Source organism: Profundibacter sp. (assembly GCF_965277155.1).
GTDB lineage: Bacteria > Pseudomonadota > Alphaproteobacteria > Rhodobacterales > Rhodobacteraceae > Profundibacter.
Genome location: NZ_CBDIBV010000013.1, coordinates 353054 through 374200, shown reverse-complemented (window position 1 = coordinate 374200; position 21147 = coordinate 353054). Strand labels below are relative to the sequence as shown.

Annotated in this window: 20 protein-coding genes, 1 pseudogene and 1 riboswitch; of the genes and pseudogenes, 15 read left to right on the top strand and 6 right to left on the bottom strand. The window is 58.7% G+C overall.

All coding sequences use genetic code 11. The annotated features are described in order from the left end of the window. The 10 genes from mtaB (at window position 1) to ACQY4M_RS16985 (ending at window position 7799) form a co-directional block, all read left to right on the top strand. Window positions 1–1269, top strand: a complete 1269-nt coding sequence (gene mtaB, locus ACQY4M_RS17030) for a tRNA (N(6)-L-threonylcarbamoyladenosine(37)-C(2))-methylthiotransferase MtaB (RefSeq protein ID WP_428546608.1) — start codon at window positions 1–3, stop codon at window positions 1267–1269. A gap of 8 nt (window positions 1270–1277) precedes the next feature. Continuing rightward, a complete protein-coding gene (locus tag ACQY4M_RS17025; protein ID WP_428546605.1) occupies window positions 1278–1598 on the top strand; it encodes a hypothetical protein in 321 nt (106 codons plus the stop codon). Window positions 1599–1648: 50 nt separating this feature from the next. Then, window positions 1649–2269, top strand: coding sequence for a glutathione S-transferase (locus ACQY4M_RS17020; protein WP_428546602.1), 621 nt, complete (start codon window positions 1649–1651; stop codon window positions 2267–2269). Between the two features lie 76 nt (window positions 2270–2345). Further along, window positions 2346–3248: a sulfite exporter TauE/SafE family protein gene (locus ACQY4M_RS17015; RefSeq protein WP_428546599.1), complete on the top strand. Its 903-nt coding sequence runs from the start codon at window positions 2346–2348 to the stop codon at window positions 3246–3248. 59 nt (window positions 3249–3307) lie between these two features. Next, window positions 3308–3931 carry an FMN-binding negative transcriptional regulator gene (locus ACQY4M_RS17010; protein ID WP_428546596.1) on the top strand — a complete coding sequence of 208 codons (624 nt, stop codon included), beginning with the start codon at window positions 3308–3310 and terminating at the stop codon, window positions 3929–3931. Between the two features lie 81 nt (window positions 3932–4012). After that, entirely contained in the window at window positions 4013–4291 is a 279-nt protein-coding gene (locus tag ACQY4M_RS17005) for a hypothetical protein (RefSeq protein ID WP_428546593.1), read from the top strand. Window positions 4292–4295: 4 nt separating this feature from the next. Further along, on the top strand, window positions 4296–4904 hold the full coding sequence (locus ACQY4M_RS17000; protein ID WP_428546590.1) for a glutathione S-transferase: 609 nt from the start codon (window positions 4296–4298) through the stop codon (window positions 4902–4904). A gap of 194 nt (window positions 4905–5098) precedes the next feature. Continuing rightward, entirely contained in the window at window positions 5099–5659 is a 561-nt protein-coding gene (petA, locus tag ACQY4M_RS16995; RefSeq protein WP_428548231.1) for a ubiquinol-cytochrome c reductase iron-sulfur subunit, read from the top strand. 12 nt (window positions 5660–5671) lie between these two features. After that, window positions 5672–6979 (top strand): cytochrome b, encoded by a 1308-nt coding sequence (gene petB, locus ACQY4M_RS16990; RefSeq protein ID WP_428546587.1) that lies wholly within the window; start codon window positions 5672–5674, stop codon window positions 6977–6979. Between the two features lie 16 nt (window positions 6980–6995). Beyond that, entirely contained in the window at window positions 6996–7799 is an 804-nt protein-coding gene (locus ACQY4M_RS16985; RefSeq protein ID WP_428546584.1) for a cytochrome c1, read from the top strand. A 62-nt stretch (window positions 7800–7861) separates the two neighbouring features. Here ACQY4M_RS16985 and thiQ read toward each other — a convergent pair whose 3' ends face one another. Genes thiQ through thiB form a run of 3 tightly spaced genes read right to left on the bottom strand, consistent with a single transcriptional unit; the run spans window position 7862 to window position 11062 of the window. Continuing rightward, the gene (gene thiQ, locus ACQY4M_RS16980; protein ID WP_428546581.1) at window positions 7862–8554 is read right to left on the bottom strand and encodes a thiamine ABC transporter ATP-binding protein; all 693 of its coding nucleotides are present in this window, start codon (window positions 8552–8554) and stop codon (window positions 7862–7864) included. Next, the gene (locus tag ACQY4M_RS16975) at window positions 8541–10100 is read right to left on the bottom strand and encodes a thiamine/thiamine pyrophosphate ABC transporter permease ThiP (protein WP_428546578.1); all 1560 of its coding nucleotides are present in this window, start codon (window positions 10098–10100) and stop codon (window positions 8541–8543) included. Before ACQY4M_RS16975 ends, thiQ begins: the two co-directional genes overlap by 14 nt. After that, complete coding sequence (gene thiB / locus ACQY4M_RS16970) at window positions 10076–11062, bottom strand: thiamine ABC transporter substrate binding subunit (RefSeq protein ID WP_428546575.1); 987 nt, start codon at window positions 11060–11062, stop codon at window positions 10076–10078. Before thiB ends, ACQY4M_RS16975 begins: the two co-directional genes overlap by 25 nt. A gap of 39 nt (window positions 11063–11101) precedes the next feature. After that, window positions 11102–11202, bottom strand: a riboswitch (TPP riboswitch). 95 nt (window positions 11203–11297) lie between these two features. Here thiB and aroC point away from each other — a divergent pair. Both aroC and ACQY4M_RS16960 read left to right on the top strand, forming a co-directional pair. Beyond that, on the top strand, window positions 11298–12398 hold the full coding sequence (aroC, locus tag ACQY4M_RS16965) for a chorismate synthase (protein ID WP_428546572.1): 1101 nt from the start codon (window positions 11298–11300) through the stop codon (window positions 12396–12398). Window positions 12399–12596: 198 nt separating this feature from the next. Next, on the top strand, window positions 12597–12851 hold the full coding sequence (locus tag ACQY4M_RS16960) for a hypothetical protein (RefSeq protein WP_428546569.1): 255 nt from the start codon (window positions 12597–12599) through the stop codon (window positions 12849–12851). Between the two features lie 150 nt (window positions 12852–13001). On the opposite strand, the gene ACQY4M_RS16955 is transcribed toward ACQY4M_RS16960, so the two are convergent. Then, complete coding sequence (locus ACQY4M_RS16955) at window positions 13002–14045, bottom strand: IS5 family transposase (RefSeq protein WP_428539227.1); 1044 nt, start codon at window positions 14043–14045, stop codon at window positions 13002–13004. Between the two features lie 586 nt (window positions 14046–14631). Continuing rightward, entirely contained in the window at window positions 14632–15675 is a 1044-nt protein-coding gene (locus ACQY4M_RS16950) for an IS5 family transposase (protein ID WP_428539221.1), read from the bottom strand. A gap of 141 nt (window positions 15676–15816) precedes the next feature. On the opposite strand from ACQY4M_RS16950, the gene ACQY4M_RS16945 reads away from it, so the two are divergent. Together ACQY4M_RS16945 and ACQY4M_RS16940 are read left to right on the top strand one after the other, a co-directional pair. Beyond that, window positions 15817–17067, top strand: a complete 1251-nt coding sequence (locus ACQY4M_RS16945; RefSeq protein ID WP_428539230.1) for an IS256 family transposase — start codon at window positions 15817–15819, stop codon at window positions 17065–17067. 966 nt (window positions 17068–18033) lie between these two features. After that, on the top strand, window positions 18034–19260 hold the full coding sequence (locus ACQY4M_RS16940; RefSeq protein ID WP_428539582.1) for an IS256 family transposase: 1227 nt from the start codon (window positions 18034–18036) through the stop codon (window positions 19258–19260). A gap of 78 nt (window positions 19261–19338) precedes the next feature. Here ACQY4M_RS16940 and ACQY4M_RS16935 read toward each other — a convergent pair. Beyond that, window positions 19339–19911, bottom strand: a pseudogene (locus ACQY4M_RS16935) (flagellar hook-basal body complex protein); the annotation flags it as partial. Window positions 19912–20033: 122 nt separating this feature from the next. Between ACQY4M_RS16935 and ACQY4M_RS16930 the strand changes: the two are divergent. Continuing rightward, window positions 20034–21077: an IS5 family transposase gene (locus ACQY4M_RS16930; RefSeq protein WP_428539221.1), complete on the top strand. Its 1044-nt coding sequence runs from the start codon at window positions 20034–20036 to the stop codon at window positions 21075–21077. Window positions 21078–21147 lie beyond the last annotated feature (70 nt).

The window sequence follows — 21147 nt, the reverse complement described above, 5'->3', positions numbered from 1 at the left end:
ATGTCCGCCAAACCGCCCGTATTCGCGACCCTTGGCTGTCGCCTGAATTCCTATGAGACCGAGGCGATGAAGGATCTGGCCGCCCGCGCTGGTGTAGAAAACGCCGTGGTGGTCAACACCTGTGCCGTAACAGGCGAGGCCGTTCGCAAGGCCCGTCAGGAAATCCGCAAACTGCGCCGCACCCACCCCGACGCGAAACTGATCGTCACCGGATGTGCCGCGCAAACCGAGCCTGACACCTTTGCCAATATGTCCGAGGTCGATCTGGTCGTCGGCAACACCGAGAAAATGCAACCCGATACATGGGCAGGCCTGTCGCCGGATTTTATTGGTGAAACCGAGCGTGTGCAGGTGGACGACATCATGTCCGTCACCCAGACCGCCGGCCATCTGATCGACGGGTTCGGCACCCGCGCGCGGGCCTATGTGCAGGTGCAAAACGGTTGCGATCATCGCTGCACCTTTTGCATAATCCCCTATGGCCGTGGCAATTCCCGTTCCGTGCCTGCCGGTGTGGTGGTGGAGCAGATAAAGCGGCTGGTCGACAAAGGCTATAACGAGGTGGTGCTGACCGGTGTTGACCTGACCAGCTGGGGCGCCGATCTGCCTGCCGAACCCCGCCTTGGCGATCTGGTGATGCGCATCCTGAAACTGGTGCCGGACCTGCCGCGTCTGCGGATTTCCTCGATCGACAGCATCGAGGTGGATGATGCTTTGATGGAGGCCATCGCCACCCAGCCCCGCCTGATGCCGCACCTGCATCTGTCGCTACAGGCGGGCGACAACATGATCCTGAAACGCATGAAACGCCGCCATAACCGCGACGATGCGATTGCCTTTACCCAGCAGGCGCTTGCCTTGCGCCCCGACATGACCTTCGGCGCCGACATCATCGCGGGCTTTCCTACCGAAACCGATGCAATGTTTGAAAACTCGCTGAAACTGGTGGAGGATTGCCAACTGACATGGCTACACATCTTCCCATATTCCCCCCGCGCCGGCACCCCTGCCGCCCGCATCCCGCCGGTCAACGGCAACATCATCAAAGCCCGCGCCGCCGCCCTGCGTAAAGAGGGGGAAAAACAGGTCGCCAAACACCTTGCCGCACAGATCGGCCAGACCCACAATGTGCTGATGGAAAACCCCCATATGGGCCGCACCGAACAGTTCGCCGAGGTGGTTTTTGACTCAGAGCAGCCGGAAGGGCATATTGTAAGCGCATTGATCACCGGGCACGAAGGAAATCATCTGATCGCCCGCCCAACCTAGGGGGACATATGCGCGAGGATGAAAAAAAGCTCGCTCGCACCGCCAGACGCAACGCCGGAAACGAGGCCACGCTGGTCTGGGCACTGTTTGGCAGCTTTCTGTCCATCGCCCTGATCCTGTCCGACCCGATCCTGTTATTCATGGGTTTTGGTTTACCAATGTGGATATTTATCAGCTTTGCCCTGTCGGCCCTTGCCGCTCTTGTCTGGTATCTGAACGCACAAAATGTGATCGAGCAGGCGAAACTGGATTATAACGAGATCATGAAAGCCAAAAAGGCCAAGATAAACAAAGAACACCTTGAAACCCTACGTAAACGCAACGAATAACCCTCTTATCTTTGTTCTATCAATACCCCCGCCGGAGGCCTGAAATCTCTTTGACCCGTCCCATCCTCTATTCCTTTCGCCGCTGCCCCTATGCCATGCGTGCCCGTCTTGCACTGGCCAGCGCGGGTATCATTTGCGAGTTGCGCGAGATCCTGCTGCGCGACAAGGCACCGGAATTGCTGCAGGCCTCCTCCAAAGGCACCGTTCCTGTGCTTGTCACCGAAACGGCGGTGATTGACGAAAGCCTCGACATCATGCTCTGGGCGCTAAATCGCAATGACCCCGAAGGCTGGCTGGACATGCCCGACAGTGGCCACAGCCTGATCACCCGAATGGACAGCGAATTCAAACCGGACCTTGACGCCTATAAATACAAGGGTGATGAAACCGCGCGCACCCGCGCCGCTGCCTTTTTGCAGGAACTGGATGCCCAGCTGTCCCCCAACCTGTTCGGCGCTACGCCTAGATTGGCCGATATGGCCACTGTCACCTTCGTGCGCCAGTTCGCTTTTGTCGACAAGCCGTGGTTCGATGCGCAGGACTGGCCAAACCTGGCATGCTGGCTGCAAACCTTCATCACCTCCGCCCGCTTTGCCGTCATCATGCAGAAATACCCGAAATGGCTGGCAGGTGACGCAATCACTTTGTTCCCCGATGGTAACATTCACTAACACGAATGTATTTTCTCTGGCCTTTCCCGCCAAACAGGCGTAAAGCGCGATTCCAAACTCCCCTCGGACGATCAAAATGCAAATCTATCTTCCTATAGCCGAAGTTTCGGTAAACCTATACCTTTTGCTGGGTCTTGGCGGCATGGTCGGCATCCTGTCCGGCATGTTCGGCGTGGGCGGCGGGTTTATCCTGACGCCTTTCCTGTTCTTCATCGGCATCCCGCCCGCAGTGGCCGTGGCTACCGGTGCAAACCAGATCGTCGCCTCGTCGCTGTCCAGTGTGCTGGCGCATTTCAAACGTAAAACAGTTGATCTGAAAATGGGGCTGATCCTTCTTGCAGGCGGTCTTGTAGGGGCCGCGCTGGGGGTACAGGTGTTCACCTGGTTGAAAAGCCTTGGTCAGGTCGAATTGATGGTGAACCTTTGCTATGTGTTGTTTTTGGGCCTGATCGGTGGTTTGATGCTGGTAGAAAGCCTGAATACCATGCGCCGCGCCAAAAGCGACAAACCCCGCAAGGTCAAGCGCCGCCATTCGCGCCTGCAGGAACTGCCGTTCAAAACCCGTTTTCGCACCTCGCGCCTTTATATCAGCGTGATCCCCCCCATCGCCACCGGCCTGATCGTCGGGGTTTTGTCGGCAATCATGGGTGTTGGCGGCGGATTCATTATGGTGCCCGCGATGATCTATATTCTGGGGATGCCGACCAAAGTGGTGGTCGGAACCTCGCTGTTCCAGATCATCTTTGTCGCGGCCTTTGCAACCATGATGCACGCGATTGAAAGCCAGACAGTTGACGTAGTGCTGGCCGTTTGCCTGTTGATCAGCGGTGTGATCGGCGCGCAGATCGGCACCAAACTGGGGCTGAAAATGAAGGCCGAACAGTTGCGCATCCTGTTGGCGCTAATGGTGCTGGCGATCTGCATCAAAATCGCGCTGGGCCTGATCCTGATGCCATCGGAACTGTATAGCGTGGTTTGAGGCTTGCCTTTCCCTGCCGCTTGATTCCATCCTGACAGGCAAGCAGCAAGGACACCAATATGCACCCCAACCCCGCCTTTCGCAAAACGCCCCCAGAAACCAACCTCGAATTCGCCCGTGAGCGCGGCTTTGGTATCTTGTCGATCAATGGCGACCCAGCCCCGCTTATCGCCCATATCCCCTTTGCCCTGTCCGAAGACGGCAAAACCGCCGATCTGCATCTTGTGCGCTCCAACCCGATCGCACGGACCTGCACCGGAGCGATGCCCGCCGTGATCGCCATTTCCGGCCCAGACAGCTATATCTCGCCCGACTGGTATGGCATTGATGATCAGGTCCCCACATGGAACTATACCGCCATCCACCTGCGCGGCACCCTGACCCAGCTACCGCCAGAAGACCTGCGCGCCAGTCTTGATACCCTCGCCGCCCAATTCGAAAACCGCCTGTTGCCCAAACCCCCTTGGAGCAACGCCAAAATGCCGTCCGGGGCATTGGCCAAAATGATGCGCATGATCACACCGTTCCGCTTTGACATCGAAACCGTGGATGGCACATGGAAACTGGGCCAGAACAAACCAAAGCCCGCCCGCCTATCCGCCGCGCAGAATGTTCAGGCCTACGGCATCGGCTCCGAAACCGCCCTGCTGGCCGCCCTGATGATGGCCCCCGATACCGAATAGCCCATTTTCGCCCGAAAAATTGGACAAAATCCCCGCAAATACCTACATATAAGGCAGATGCACTGTCAGGGAGGACATGAAATGCCCCTACCGCTTGCCCCAATCGCAGGTATTGCGTTGCGCTATGGCACCGTGGCACTGGCCACTTACGCCATGACCCGCAAGGTTGCCATCGGCCGCCGTGACCAGCGGGCCGAGGACGCGATGGATGATCTGGACGAAGGCCTGTCGGTGCGCCGTGAACCCGGCCAGACCAACACGACCGCCAAATTCCACCGCACGATCCGGCTGGGCGAAAACGGCCCCGGTGTGGAAATCGATATTTCGGCGCTTGGGCGCTTTTCAATCAGGAAACTCTGAAATCATGCAGTTATACTACGCTTCCGCCTCGCCCTTTGCCCGCAAGGTTATGGTCACCCTGCATGAAACCGGCCAACTGGATGACGTGGAACTGCTGACCGCCACCGGCACCCCGCTGGATGCAACCGACATGCCCACCGCCCACAATCCCCTGGGCAAACTGCCAGCCCTGACCCGCCCCGATGGCCCAGCGATTTACGACAGCCGGGTGATCTGCCGCTATCTGGATGCCCGCGCGGATGCGGGGCTGTATCCCGACCGCACCATTTGGGAAACCCTGACACTCGAAGCCACGGCCGATGGCATCATGGACGCCGCCGTGCTGATGGTTTACGAGGGGCGCTGCCGCCCCGAAAACCTGCAATCCGCCGACTGGGTGAACGGGCAATGGGACAAGATCAGCCGCGCGCTGGACGCGCTGACCACCCGCTGGATGAGCCACCTTGCCGGCCCGCTGGACATGAGCCACATCGCCATTGGTTGCGCACTGGGGTATCTGGACTTCCGCCATGATGATCGCAACTGGCGTCACGGACGCGATGCACTGGATGACTGGTTCGCCGCCTTTGACGAACGCCCTGCGATGAAGGCGACGCGCCCTGTCGCCACCTGATTGTTGCCTTGACGCAATTTCAAAGGAAAAACTACCAAATTAACTGCGCTTAAATGTCCTCTTTGCATTGTAATGCTGGACGCGCCCTGATTCCAGAGCTAAACACCGCGCCAAGGAGCGCTGTTAACAGCCGCGGCCAATTCTACGGGCGTGGCTTAATTGCAGATAAATATGCAGAGAGAGGAGGGATTCCAGTGTCCCACACAGATGATCACTCAGGCAGCCGCAGGGATTTCCTGTATTACGCTACCGCAGGTACCGGCATCGTTGCCACCGGCGCAGCCGTATGGCCGCTTGTAAACCAGATGAACGCCAGTGCGGATGTCCGCGCGCTTTCGTCAATCCTTGTTGATGTTGCCGATGTCGAAACCGGCACACAGATCACAGTGAAATGGCGCGGCAAGCCCGTGTTCATCCGTCGCCGTGACGAAACAGATATCAAACTGGCGCGCGAAACCCCACTGGAAGATTTGCGCGATCAGGAAAGCCGGAACAAAAACAAACCCGACACCGACGCCTCCGACCAAAACCGCACGCTGGACGAAAATGGCGAATGGCTGGTGATGATGGGCGTTTGCACCCACCTTGGCTGTGTGCCTCTGGGGGGTGCCTCCGGTGATTTCCACGGCTGGTTCTGCCCTTGTCATGGCTCGCACTACGATAGTGCCGGCCGTATCCGCAAAGGCCCCGCGCCACGGAACCTGGATGTTCCTATTTCCGCGTGGCACGACGACACAACAATCAAGCTCGGTTAAAGGGAGTTAGTAATGTCCGGTATTCCTCACGATCATTACGAGCCCAAGACGGGCTTTGAAAAATGGCTGCACAGCCGCCTGCCCATTGTCGGGCTGATTTACGATACAATCATGATCCCCACCCCCAAAAACCTGAACTGGATGTGGATCTGGGGCATCGTCCTGGCGTTCTGTCTGGTGCTGCAAATCGTCACCGGCATTGTGCTGGCAATGCATTACACTCCGCATGTCGATCTGGCCTTTGCCTCGGTTGAACACATCATGCGCGATGTGAACGGCGGCTATATGCTGCGCTATCTGCACGCCAATGGGGCCTCGCTGTTCTTCATTGCTGTTTATATCCACATCTTTCGCGGTCTTTACTACGGCTCTTACAAGGCCCCGCGCGAAGTGACATGGATCATCGGTATGCTGATCTATCTGGCCATGATGGCAACAGCTTTCATGGGTTACGTTCTGCCTTGGGGGCAAATGTCCTTCTGGGGTGCGACCGTGATCACCGGCCTGTTTGGTGCGATCCCGTTCGTCGGCGAAAGCATTCAGGCATGGCTGCTGGGCGGACCTGCCGTGGATAACGCCACGCTGAACCGCTTCTTCTCGCTGCATTACCTGCTGCCTTTTGTGCTGGCGGCACTTGTTGCTATTCACATCTGGGCCTTCCATACCACAGGAAACGGCAACCCGACCGGCGTCGAAGTGCGCCGCGGGTCAAAGGAAGAAGCCGAAAAAGATACATTGCCCTTCTGGCCCTACTTTGTGATCAAGGATTTGTTCGCGCTGGCCATCGTGCTGCTGATCTTCTTTGCCATCGTCGGCTTCATGCCCAACTATCTGGGTGAACCAGACAATTACATCGAGGCCAACCCGCTGGCGACACCGGCACACATTGTGCCCGAATGGTATTTCCTGCCCTTCTACGCCATCCTGCGCGCCTTTACGGCGGATGTCTGGGTCGTGCAACTGGCCAACTGGGTATCCTTCGGCATCATCGACGCCAAATTCTTTGGTGTGATTGCGATGTTCGGGGCGATTGCGGTTATGTTCCTGGTGCCTTGGCTGGATACATCTTCCATGCGCTCGGGCCGGTTCCGCCCGATGTTCAAGTGGTGGTATATGTTGTTGGTCATCGATTTCCTCGTGCTGATGTGGGGTGGTTCGCGTCCGACAACGGGCATCTACCCGACCATCTCGTTGATCGCCTCGGCCTATTGGTTCGGCTACTTCCTGATCATCCTGCCACTGCTTGGCGTGATCGAGAAACCGACGACACCGCCGGCCACGATCGAAGACGATTTCAATGCCCACTACGGCAACCATTAAGAAAGGAAACGGGACAATGTTTATGAAACTTGCGATCACCGCAGTCACCGCCCTGACCCTTTCGGTTGGGGGTGTCGCGGCCAGTGAAAAGATCCACACCGAAAGCGTGGACTTCTCGTTCGAAGGGCCATTCGGCACCTATGACCAGAACCAGCTGCAACGCGGCCTTCAGGTCTACACCGAGGTTTGCTCATCCTGCCATGGTATGAAATTCGTACCCATTCGCACTTTGGGCGACGAAGGCGGGCCGAACCTGCCCGCTGATCAGGTGCGTGCCTATGCCAAGCAGTTCGAAATCTATGATGCCGAAAAGGATGAAATGGTCCCACGCAAACCGTCGGATTTTTTCCCGGAAGGCACCTATGATGGCGCCCCTGACCTATCGCTGATGGCCAAGGCCCGCAAAGGCTATGAAGGTCCTTACGGTACCGGCATGAACCAGCTGTTCCGCGGCATCGGTGGACCCGAGCATATCGTGTCTATCCTGAACGGTTATACCGGCGAGGAAAAGGAAGAGGCAGGCACAACATTCTATGAAAACCATGCCTTCCCGGGCGGCTGGATCGCCATGCCCCCACCGCTCGCTGGCGAGGATGTCGAGTTTGCCGATGGCTCCAGCAACGAGTTGGAGAAAGAAGCGATCGACGTTGCGGCCTTCCTGATGTGGACAGCCGAACCCAAGATGATGGACCGCAAAAAGTCCGGTTTCATCGCTGTTTTTCTGCTGACCATGTTGTCGGTTCTGCTTTATGCAACCAACAAACGCCTCTGGGCACCGGTCAAGCAGCGCGCCAAGGATGAAACATCGGGCGAAAGCTGATTTTCAAAACAATAAGAAAAAGAAACCCTGCCCTGATCCGGCGGGGTTTTTTCATGGGTTCCCTAACCCAGATAGCGTTGCAACGCCTCTGGCGGATCGGAAAACAACAGGCCTGTTTCAACCGGTGCCCGTGCCTCGCCACCCGCCACCAGAACAGTCCGCTGCGCAATCCGTTTCGCATCCCCGGGGTCATGGCTGACCATCATTAACGTAGCCCCCGTTTCGCCCATCAACTCGCGCACCAGATCCAGCATTTCCACCTTTAATGCAGGACCCAGCGCTGCAAAAGGTTCATCCAGCAACACCAGCGGATTGCCCCGCAACAACATCCGCGCCAGTGCAACACGACTTGCCTGCCCGCCTGACAACGCCGCCGGTTTGCGCGCGCCGTATCCGTCCAACCCTACCCGCGCAAGCGCCGCTTCGACCTGCGTTTTTTGCTGCACCGACAGCCGCAAATCCGGCCGCAACCCCAGCCCCACATTCTGCGTCACAGTCATATGCGGAAACAGGTTGTTATCCTGAAACAGAATACTGACAGGCCGCTTTCCGGGCATCGTTCCGGCCAAGTCCTGCCCATCCCACAAAACCCGCCCCGATGTCGGCTCCAGAAACCCGGCAACCACATTCAGCAGCGTTGATTTCCCCCCGCCAGAAGGGCCAATCACCGCCAGCATCTCGCCATTCCGCACCGTGAAATCCGCATGCAGACTGAACGCACCCTGCGTATAACGCATATCCTCAAACGTCAGCATCCGCGCGTCCTCCGCGATCAAAAATCCAGAACAATAGCAGCGACATGCCCAGCAACAACACCGCCGCCCCCGCCGCCTGATCCATCCGGTAAGCGGCCATCAGACGATACATCTGCAACGGCAATGTCGCGCCGTTTGGGTCGGAAAACAAGGCGATCACCCCCAGATCCCCCATCGACAACGCTGCCGCCAACCCCGCCGAAAACCCCAGCGGACGACGCAGGCGCGGCCACAGCACCAGCCGCATCCGCACCCAGCCGCTCATCGCCAGACTGTCGGCCAAGCGCCCGAAGGTGCCCTCGACCTCGCGCACCGCTGGCACAAGGGTGCGAAGGGCAAAAGGCAGGCTCATCACCGCGTTGACAAGGGCCGTGACGGGCAGGGCCAATGCCACCGGGTCGGTCAGCGGGAACAGCACGATGAACAACCCCGCGCCAATCACCAAAGGCGACGCGGCCAGGGTGATGTATCCGATGCTTTCCACCAATACCCCACCGCGGCGCAACCGCACCACCAGCAGCGCCAGCAACAGCGCCAATCCGGTGCTGATAAGCATTGACACCAGCGCCACCCCCAGCGACCGCCCTGCCGCCGCATAAACACTTGCAGGCAGGTTGAACACATAGGGCAGCCCGTCAATCAGGATCATCCCCAGCGGCACGACCAAAAACAACGCCACCGCCGCCAGCAACAGCGCATCCCGCCAGCCCGCAGTGGCGTCCCACCGTTCAACCGTCCGGTCCAGCCCCCCGCCCATCATTGTGGGCACCGAAACCCGCAACATCACTCCTGCGGCAATGGCCCCCAGCGTGAATTGCAACCCCGCCAAAAGTGCTGCGCGGCCAAGATCAAAATCGAACCGGAATGCCTGATAAATCGCCAGTTCCACCGTGGTCGCCTTTGGCCCGCCGCCCAGCGCCAGAGCCACGGCAAAGCTGGTCATGCAAATCAGGAATATCACCATGAATGCGCCCGGAAGGGTGCTGCGCAACATCGGGAATTCCAGCACCCGCGCCACATCGCGCGGGCCAAATCCAAGTGACGCCGCCAGCCGGAACCGCTCCGCCGGTATCGCCAGCCATCCTTGCAGGATAAGGCGCGTGGCCAGTGGCAGATTGAAAAACACATGCGCCAGCACCACACCGTGCAAGCCATAAATATGCACCGGTGGCAGGCCGACCCAGCCCAACAGGGTGCTGAGGAGTCCGCTGCGCCCGAACACCGCCAACAGGCCCAAAACGGCCACGATCACCGGCAGGATAAACGGTGCGCCCAGCAGGGTGATCAACAGGCCCCGCCCGACAAACCGCCGCCGCGCCAAGGCCCGCGCCACCGGCACCGCCAGCCCAACACTGATGCCCGCCGAAAGCGTGGCTTGTAGCAGGGTGAACCGCACTGCCGCCCAATCCGCAGCCCCCAGTACGGCAGGCGTCTCTGCCCGCCACAACAGGGCCGCAAGCGGCACAATGATCAGAGCCAGCAAGAGCAGAACTGCCCCGAAACCGGCCCAGATCATAGGGGTTATTTTGAAAGCGCGGTCAGCCATTCAGCCAGCGCCACATCGCGCAACGCATCCGCCTGATCGGCCGGAACCAACAGCGATTTTGCCGGTGTGATCAGGGTTTCAAAACCATCCGGCAAACCGTCTGTCGGCGTGATGGCCGGATACATCCAGTTGGTCGTCGGGATGATCGATTGGAACGCGTCCGACACTATGAATTTCAGGAACGCATCCGCCAGCTCCGGCTGATCGGTTCCGGCCAGTTTTGCGGCGACCTCGATCTGCATGTAATGTCCTTCTGCAAAGGGTGCGGCAGCCTTGGTATCGTCCTGTTCCGCGATCAGGTGATAGGCGGGCGATGTGGTGTAGGACAGCACCATATCGGCCTCGCCCTCAAGGAACATGCCATAGGCTTCGGACCAGCCTTTGGTGACAGTGATGATGTTGTCAGACAGCCCTTCCCAGATCATCGGCGCCTCGTCCCCGTAGGCGTCTTTCACCCACAGCAACAGCCCCAGACCGGGGGTCGAGGACCGCGGGTCCTGAATCACAATTTTCAGGTCGGACGCCGCCAGCGCTTTGAAATCGGCAGGCGGGGTGGCCAGTTTGGTTTTGTCATAGACAAAGGCGAAATAGCCCCAGTCGTATGGCACGAATGTCGTATCATCCCACGCTACCGGTAGATTGTATTTCGCGCTGATGCCGGATGGCGCAAACAGGCCGGTTTGGGCGGCGGTCGCTGTCAGGTTGGTGTCCAGCCCCAGCACCACATCGGCCTTGGTGCGCGCCCCTTCCAGCCGGATGCGAGCCAGCAAGGCGGCACCATCACCCGAGCCGACAAATTGAAGATCACAGCCGCAGGTGACTTCGAACGCTTTTTCCACCGCCGGGCCGGGGCCCCAGTCGGATACGAAACTGTCGTAGGTGTATACTGTCAAAACAGGGATCTCTGCGGCGGCCACGTTGGCGATCGCGCAAAATCCCGCAGCAATTATGGATGTCTTCATCTTTCATTCTCCATCTATGCAGGCGGGCGGGGCAAAGGTGGAGAATTCCAAAACCTTCCCTCCGCCGGTCCTAACCGGTTCAGGTTCAACGGGTCCGCAATTTTGCGTCTCAGCCAACAAAGGCCCCCCGAGGTAATCCCACATCTATGCCCCGTTTTCCCCTGTGACAAGCCAAAATCCCTTGAGGCAGCGCCACGCGGGCGTTACACGCATAAGAACAAAAGGAGCATCATTGATGAGCATCAACACATTTGGCCATCTGTTTCGCGTCACCACATGGGGCGAAAGCCACGGTCCTGCGCTGGGGGCGACTGTGGATGGCTGCCCGCCGAATGTGCCGGTGAACGAGGCAATGTTGCAGCACTGGATGGACATGCGCAAACCGGGGCAGAACAAGTACACTACCCAGCGGCGCGAGCCTGATATGGTGCGGATTCTGTCGGGTGTATTCGAGGGCAAAACCACCGGAACGCCGGTGCAGTTGATGATCGAAAACACCGATCAGCGCTCAAAGGATTACGGCGACATTGCCGAAAAATTTCGCCCGGGCCACGCCGATATTACCTATTGGCAGAAATACGGCATCCGCGATTATCGCGGTGGCGGACGGTCTTCGGCGCGGGAAACGGCGGCGCGGGTGGCGGCGGGCGGATTGGCCCGCGCGGCGTTGGCGACTTTGGCACCAAACGTACAAATCACCGGCTATATGGTACAAATGGGGCCACTGGCGATTGACCCGTCGCGGCTCGATCTGGACGAAATATCGCGCAACCCGTTCTGGGTGCCGGATGCTGAGGCCGCCGAAGAATGGGCCGCCTATCTGGACGGCTTGCGCAAATCCGGCAGTTCTGTTGGCGCGGTGGTCGAGGTGGTCGCACGCGGCCTGCCCGCCGGTCTGGGCGCACCGGTTTATGGCAAGCTGGACACAGACCTGGCCGCAGCGATGATGTCGATCAATGCCGTTAAAGGCGTCGAGATCGGCGAAGGCATGGGGGCCGCCGTTCTGACCGGCGAAGAAAATGCCGACGAGATCACCATGGGGCCGGACGGGCCGGTTTACAATTCCAACCATGCAGGCGGCATTCTGGGCGGCATTTCCACAGGGCAGGACGTGGTGGTGCGCTTTGCGGTGAAACCCACATCGTCCATCCTGACTCCGCGCAAGACGATTACCAAATCCGGCGAGGATACCGAGATCATCACCAAAGGCCGCCACGACCCCTGCGTCGGCATCCGCGCCGTGCCGGTGGGCGAGGCGATGATGGCCTGCGTATTGTTGGACCATCTGTTGCTGCATCGTGGTCAGGTGGGCGATGCCGGTGGGCAGATTGGCTGATCTACAGCGCTTTGCATTTTATTTGATACAAGCATCGGCATGACCGCCGAGGCAGCGATTGCCAGAGCAATGGCGTTCGGCGGTCATGCCGATTCAGATCAAACGCAAAGCGCTTTAGGGTCAGGTTTTGCCTACTTGTTCCAATTTTCACAACTCTGCTAGGTCTCTACCTGAAAGTTTATTTTCAGGAGTCCTATTATGGCTGATTTTTCCTTTGGTGTGTCGATGCGTCTGATGCGCAAAACCGCGCCGTTCATTTTATTTCGCATGGCCGTCTATTTCGGCATCGCTGCCGCTTATGTCATCGTTACCGGCACCGGAGCCGGCATTGGCTGGGGCGTTGGCGCGATGGGGGATCAGGATTTTCGGGCCTCTGCCACCCTGTGGGGCGGCGGGCTGGGGTTTGCCCTGACGGCTGGCGTGATCTATTTCCTGCGCGAATATATCCTTTAGGGAACCTCTGTAAATTCCCGTTTTCGCCTTCTTCGCGGCGGGGTGGACGGTTTTTCGCCTGTCCCGCCTGATTGCTTCGGATCATAAACCCATTTTCACCGGTTTCAAGCCGGTTTTGGGTATTTCAGGCACACCTCACCCCATGAACCCTTATCCCGGCGCCGCCAGGCCGCATTCGAACTGGACGAAGCGCTTCATGTTGTAGACCAGGTTCATCATCCCGATGCGAAATCGCGCCCGCTTCAGGCCGATGGAGCGGATCAGCTTGCCGCCCATGGAGCGCTCCTGAAAAGCGAATACATGCTCGACCCGGACCCGCACTTTCGAGCGCCTCCGGTTGGCCTTTTGCTGGCGCTCGCCAAGCGGCTTGCCGCGCCTGCCCTTGTGATGGATATGGCTGTGAAGCCCCCGCTCTTCCAGCTCGCTTTCGATCTTTTGCGAGCGATAGGCGCTGTCGGCCCACAGGTCCGATGAGGTGTTGCTCGCATCAATCAGACCGGCAAGCGCCTGGCTGTCATGCACGGCGGCATCGGTGACATCATAAGCGCGGATGAATTTGTGCCGCCGGTCGACATTGATGTGGTTCTTGTAGCCGTAATAGCTCTTGCCGTGCTTCTTCGTCCAGCGCGCATCCACGTCCTTCTGGCGCTTCTTGTGGGGTTTTTCCTCCCACTCTTCAGGCGTTTCGCCCGCCTTGATTTTCTCGTTCTCGTCCCTTTTGTTGTGCTGGCGCGGCGCCGGAACGATGCTCGCATCAACAATCTGCCCGCCCATCGCCAGATAGCCCTTTTCGCGCAGAAAGGCATCGAACTTGTCAAACAGCTCCTTCATCTTCCCGGCCCCGGCCAGCCTTTCACGGTAGGCCCAGATGGTCTTGGCGTCAGGTACGCTGTCTTCAATGCCAAGGCCGAGAAACCGCATGAACGACAGGCGGTCGCGGATCTGATACTCGATCTGATCGTCAGAGAGGTTGTAGAGCTGCTGCAAAACCATCGTCTTGAATATCAGCACCTCATCCCAAGGCGGGCGGCCAGCGTTGGATTTGCGCTGTTCGGGCGGCGTGCGCCATATGGCCTTCAGCTCGTCCCGGTAATCCTCGAACGGCACCATGTCGTTGAGCAACACCAGCGGATCACCAGATTTGTCCAGTCCCGCGTATCGGCTGGAAAGATCAAAAAATCCCATCTGACCCATGACAAAACCCCGTCGGTCGAATCATTTTCATCCTGATGACGATTCTACCCCGTCAGGCCGGATTTTGGGGGATTTTTAGAGGTTCCCTTAAGGATATTGCCGTTTCTGAGGGTAACTCCAACATAACTTTGACGGTAGATTGCGCTTGCCATGCGGATGCTTTTGAATTCAGGCCGGGGTTGCTGGTTGTGGACATTAAAGATGGTTTGCCGGCGCAGAACAGTCCCTTTGAAACAGAATTTTCCGCAGATGAAACTGGTGCAGTCATAACGGAGGAAATAGCCGTGACGATTGCGGATGAAACAATAAATGAAACAGATGAAACCAGTAAAGTAAGCGAGGTTGTAACCGAGGATGTTGCTACAATAGATCAAGAAGCTGAACCCGCGTCACAGTCTGTGACAGCTTACCCTTCTTCGTTCACAAGCGGGCTTGCCTTTAGACCGAAGGTTGGTTCTGATAATTCGGAACGAATTACATTGAAAGACCTCTGCATGAGGCCATGGCTTTCGGTTGAAGCAAGATATCGGCCGCCCACCTTGCGCCCCTGCGGGTCCGGCGGACAGACGGGTGGCGGGGTTTGGGGCTATGCGATTGCGGGGGTTTGCGGGTTGAGGGTGATCCTGTTTGCGGCCTTGAGCAGGTTTTGCGCGATGGCGGCCATGACCATCTGGGCATGCACCCTGGCGCGCCCGAAATATCTCGCCCGCTGCAGGCCGAAGAGGCGTTTCATCGTGCCGAAAGTCTGCTCGATGCGGAAGCGGCGTTTCGAAATCAGCCGGTTGAAGCGTTTCTCCGATTGCCGCAGGGGGCGGCCGCGCGCTGCCTTGCGCAGGATGCCGTCGCGGTATTTGCCGCGCAGCATCTGGCGGTTGGCCTTGCTCGCATAGGCCTTGTCGGCCAGCACCCGCTGCGCCTTTGCGCCCGCGATCATGGTGGCGAATTCGGGGCTTTCGGCGGCATTGGCGGGCGTGGTGTGCACCTTGTCGATAAAGCCCTCTTCGTCGCAGCGGGCAAAGCCCTTGTAGCCGAGCGTGCTCTTGCGGCCCTTCTTGACCCAGCGGGCATCAGGGTCGGCGCTGAAATGCAGCTGTGCCCCGTCGGGTGAGACCTCGGGCGGATCATCCGGCGTCCCTTCCCTTGCCCCGTCCTCTGCCCGGTCCTGCGGGGCGTCGATATGGGTGCGCGGGCGCGCCGCCGCCGCGATCAGGGTCGCATCAATGATCGCCGCCTCAGCCTCTTTCAGCTTCAGCCCATGCGCCTCGATCTGGCGGCAGACCTCGGCCAGCAGCTCATCGTAAACGCCACCCCGGACCAGCGCATTGCGGAACCGGCAGTGGGTCGTCTCATCCGGCACCGACGCGTGCAGATCGAGCCCGCAGAACAGCATGAAATCCAGCCGCACCTTCAAGGCCCGCTCCAGCTTCGGGTCGCTCAGCCCGTGCCACTGGCCAACCAGAAGACACTTGAACAGAACAAGCGGATCATAGCCCTGAGGCCCGATCCCCGAGCGCCCCAGACCGCGCCGCAGGATCGGCAAAAACGAGTTCCAATCCATCAGCGCGTCGATCTTCGACAGAACGTCATCCGCGCCGATCCGTGCCGCCGCTTCGTGCAGGAAAAGGTCCATCTATTCACCCCAGAGATTTCCCGGCTAGCTTACCAAAACGGCCAACCGAGTAATGCCCGAAAGTTGGTGATGGGGTGATTGGGTGGCATATCATGGCGGTGTTGACGCGCCGCGATTCTCAGAGAGAAAAGGATATGCCACATGGAAGACGATACTATTTTGGAGTTTACCGATCCAGCCGGAATTTCACCTGATCCGCTGACGGATATCTTGCGCAAAGGCGCGCGGGATCTGTTGGCACAGGCGGTCGAGGCCGAGGTTTGTGATCTGATGGCGCAACACGCGCATTTGAGGGATTCGGCCGGTCGCCAGCGCCTTGTTCGCCACGGATACCTGCCGGAGCGCGAGGTGATGACGGGGATCGGCCCTGTCCCGGTGAATGTGCCTCGGGTGCGTGATCGTGGCACGGGGGCGGAGAAGATCAGGTTCACCTCGACGCTTCTGCCGCCGTATCTGCGCCGGGCAAAGTCGGTCGAGGAGTTGTTGCCCTGGCTCTATCTCAAAGGTATTTCCACGGGTGATTTCGGCGAAGCACTGGCGGCCCTTCTGGGGCCTGATGCGGGTGGTTTGACATCGAGCACGATTTCGCGCCTGAAGGCGGAGTGGTGGGCAGAATACGAGCGTTGGAACCGGCGTGACCTGTCGGCCAAACGCTATGTGTATTTCTGGGCCGACGGGGTTTATTTCAAGCCGCGCACGGATGCTGACAAGCAATGCATGCTGGTGATCATCGGCGCGGACGAGTGGGGTAACAAGGATGTTCTGGGCCTCGTGGACGGGTATCGAGAAAGCAGCCAGAGCTGGCGTGAACTGCTGCTGGACTTGCAACGTCGTGGCCTCAGAAAAGCCCCTGATCTGGCCGTTGGTGATGGCGCGCTCGGCTTCTGGAACGCCTTGCGGGAGGTGTTCGGTGAGACCCGGGAGCAGCGCTGCTGGGTGCATAAAACCGGCAACGTCCTGAATGCCATGCCGAAGTCGCTGCAAGCCAAAGCCAAGGGCCATCTACAGGACATCTGGATGGCCGAGAACAAACGGGACGCCGAGGCCGCGTTCAATTTCTTCATCGAAGCCTATGGCGTGAAATACGAGCGTGCCGTGGGGAAGCTGACCAAGGACCGGGACGTGCTGCTGACCTTCTACGACTTCCCTGCCGAGCACTGGAAACACATCCGCACATCCAACCCCATCGAAAGCATATTTGCCACCGTGCGGCACCGAACGAAGAAGACCAAAGGCTGCCTCGGGCGCAAGACCGCCTTGGCAATGACCTTCCGCCTGATGATGTCGGCAAAGAAGAAATGGCGTAAACTCGACGGCGCATTCCGATTGCCGGAAATCATCGAAGGGGTTGAATTTAAGGACGGGATCAAGCAGGAAAAACATGCCGCCTGATTACTGCGTCACCAACTTTTGGGCATAGCTCCGGCCAACCCGGGGGAATCCCGATGTTATGCAGAGGTCTTATTGATGCAATCGGAAATGTTACGCCAGATTGGTCGCGCTGCAGCGCAGGGGTTGCTAGAGGCAAATCTACCGGAGCCATTTCATGAACCAATGCCGACAGGTTTAGGCGAATCTATGGTTGAGCCATCTGAAACACATCAGGAAGAGCCAGCGGCTCAAGCACATATCAACATTCACATCGAGAACAGTGTTGACCGTGAATTTGCAAGATTGCTGCCAAAGGGGACGAGTCCTGAGGATGGAAAGGTATGTATTGGTAGTGATCTGGTTAATGTTGTGGAATGGGGCGACGAAGATACAGTTTGGGAACAGATTTCCCGACAGCGGCGTAAATTGTCGGGTGAATTTGACAAAGCAAATCCTGTGGCGGCCGAAGCCCTTGCAAAAGCATATATTTACGCAGGGTTTGGTGCCGAAGCATTGCAAATAATTGACAGTTTTGATTTTGATCCGGAAACAGCGCTGATCCTGAAAGATTTAGCGCTGATCATTGATGGTTTGTCGCCGCGGCAAAACGGGGTGCTTCGGGGGCAGACCGCGTGCGATACAGAAGTCGCGCTTTGGGCCGTGTTGGCTTTGTCGAAATTGTCTAAAGGAACAGATGTAAACCGGCCAAGGGTTATTGCAACCTTTTCGGAATTACCATTGCATTTGCGGCGGTATCTAGGGCCAAAACTGGCCGAGATGTTTTTGGAAATCGGGGATATCGAAACCGCAACAGCAATCAGAAATGCGATTGCACGTGCCCCCGGCGATGCCGGCGACGAGTTTCGTTTGATGGAAGCACATTTTGAGGGTAGTGTCGCGAGTTTGGTGGAAATTCGAGGACGGCGTAATCTCCGGGTGCATCGAAGCCACCCAACCGGCGGCTGGAACCGCCAAGGAGATCACGCCATGACAAAGAATACAGCAACATCGACATCCGCGCTACTGGCCAATGAAGCAGGCTATGACCCGATTGAAGACCGGCTGCGCCAGAACATCCGCGCGACGATCGAGGCGGTTTTCGAAGAGGAGCTGGAGCAGTTTCTGGGCCGTTGCCGGTATGGCCGCAGCGGCGGGGCAAAGGCCGGATACCGCCACGGGCATCGCGAGCGGCAACTGGTCGGAACATTTGGAACCGAAACGGTGCGCGTGCCGCGTGCGCGGATCACAGGCGAGGCCGGCAAGGCCAGAGAATGGCGCTCGAAGGCATTGCCCCGCTACCAGCGGCTGACGAAGAAGGCCGAGGCGCTGATCGCTGCTGTCTACCTTTCGGGCACCAACACACGGCGGGTAAAACGCGCCCTGTTCGGCCTGTTTCAGGGGGCGGTCAGCAAGGATGTGGTGAGCCGCGCCTGGCGCAAGGTGAAGGTGGACTGGCAGGCGTGGTGCGCCCGCAGCCTTGCGGATGAAGACATCGTGCGGCTGATCCTGGACGGCACCGTGATCAAAACGCGGATTGACAGGAAGGCCACCAATATCTCGGTTCTGGCCGCGATTGGCGTGCGCCGGGATGGGCAGAAGGTCTTGTTATCACTGATGAACATGGGCGGCGAAAGCACCTCCGCCTGGCGTCAGTTCATCAACGATCTGGATGCGCGCGGGTTGAAACGGCCCGAATTTGTCATCGTGGACGGGGCACCGGGACTTGAGGTCGCTCTCATTGCCCTCTGGGGTGAAGATCTGCCGATCCAGAGGTGCACGGTGCACAAGCACCGCAACCTTCTGGCCAAGGCACCCAAGCGTATGCATGATGAGTTGACAGAAGATTACCGCGACATGATCTACGCCAAAACACCCGAGGAAATCGCCACCCGCCGCAAGGCATTTCTGCGAAAATGGCGGCTGAAATGCAAGGCCGTCGCTGACAGCTTGGAAGAAGCAGGAGATAAGCTTTTCACCTTCACGCGTCTGCCACAAGGCCAGTGGAAATCGGCCAGAACGACAAATGCGATCGAACGCCTGAACGAGGAATTCCGCCGCCGCATCAAGACCCAGACCGTGCTGCCATGCGCCGAGACCGTGCCGATGCTGCTTTGGGCTCTGATGGCCTCGGGGCAGATCGTCATGCGAAAGGTCGATGGCTGGGAAACGCTCGCTCAGCCCGTCGCCGACGCAACCCTTGACCAAGCCGCCTGACCGGCGCATAACTCAACCCGCTCGGAGGTGCCTGAAATCAATTTCCACCACTTTCGAGACACAACCAGGCAGTGGATCCCCGGATTCACCGGCTGCGGTATTGGTTGCCGGCAGGTTTACACCGAGATTCATTTTCGTTGTCGGGTCACCCGCGGTCTGGTTAGCGTTAATAACAACCGGTTCTAGCCCGGCGATAGTATCGCGTGGATAGGTCGAAATACTGCCATCGGATTCCGCAGGCCATCCCATCAGGACAAGCTCGGATTCGGTTTTCAACACACCGTTCGAATCAGTGTGAAATGAACCCGTTGTTGTCATCATCAAGGGCCGGTCGCCTGTCGTTGCGCCCAAGGAAACTTCGGCTGTTACGGGTAACATTCCGCGCCCGCCAACCGCAATATCCATCGCATTCTGGGTCGAAACCAATGCGCCCCGTTCCTCGATCAATCTCACGGTCGAGGCCCGCACACCGCCTGCGGAATAGCTACCGGAACCAGGGTTGTTGTTAATGACGAGCGATTCAAAATTCGCCTCGGCCCGTTTATACCCGTAAGTCCCCGAGTTTGCGATATTGTCGGAAATCGTTGCCAGACGGGTTGCGTTGGCCGACAGGCCCGCAACGCCTGCATTCAAAGAAGAAGATATAGTCATGGTGCGCCTTTCTGCTGCATCAACCACTAAGGTTTCAAATAACAAAGACCTCTGCATAACATCGGGATTCCCCCGGGTTGGCCGTTTTGGTAAGCTAGCCGGGAAATCTCTGGGGTGAATAGATGGACCTTTTCCTGCACGAAGCGGCGGCACGGATCGGCGCGGATGACGTTCTGTCGAAGATCGACGCGCTGATGGATTGGAACTCGTTTTTGCCGATCCTGCGGCGCGGTCTGGGGCGCTCGGGGATCGGGCCTCAGGGCTATGATCCGCTGGTTCTGTTCAAGTGTCTTCTGGTTGGCCAGTGGCACGGGCTGAGCGACCCGAAGCTGGAGCGGGCCTTGAAGGTGCGGCTGGATTTCATGCTGTTCTGCGGGCTCGATCTGCACGCGTCGGTGCCGGATGAGACGACCCACTGCCGGTTCCGCAATGCGCTGGTCCGGGGTGGCGTTTACGATGAGCTGCTGGCCGAGGTCTGCCGCCAGATCGAGGCGCATGGGCTGAAGCTGAAAGAGGCTGAGGCGGCGATCATTGATGCGACCCTGATCGCGGCGGCGGCGCGCCCGCGCACCCATATCGACGCCCCGCAGGACCGGGCAGAGGACGGGGCAAGGGAAGGGACGCCGGATGATCCGCCCGAGGTCTCACCCGACGGGGCACAGCTGCATTTCAGCGCCGACCCTGATGCCCGCTGGGTCAAGAAGGGCCGCAAGAGCACGCTCGGCTACAAGGGCTTTGCCCGCTGCGACGAAGAGGGCTTTATCGACAAGGTGCACACCACGCCCGCCAATGCCGCCGAAAGCCCCGAATTCGCCACCATGATCGCGGGCGCAAAGGCGCAGCGGGTGCTGGCCGACAAGGCCTATGCGAGCAAGGCCAACCGCCAGATGCTGCGCGGCAAATACCGCGACGGCATCCTGCGCAAGGCAGCGCGCGGCCGCCCCCTGCGGCAATCGGAGAAACGCTTCAACCGGCTGATTTCGAAACGCCGCTTCCGCATCGAGCAGACTTTCGGCACGATGAAACGCCTCTTCGGCCTGCAGCGGGCGAGATATTTCGGGCGCGCCAGGGTGCATGCCCAGATGGTCATGGCCGCCATCGCGCAAAACCTGCTCAAGGCCGCAAACAGGATCACCCTCAACCCGCAAACCCCCGCAATCGCATAGCCCCAAACCCCGCCACCCGTCTGTCCGCCGGACCCGCAGGGGCGCAAGGTGGGCGGCCGAAATCTTGCTT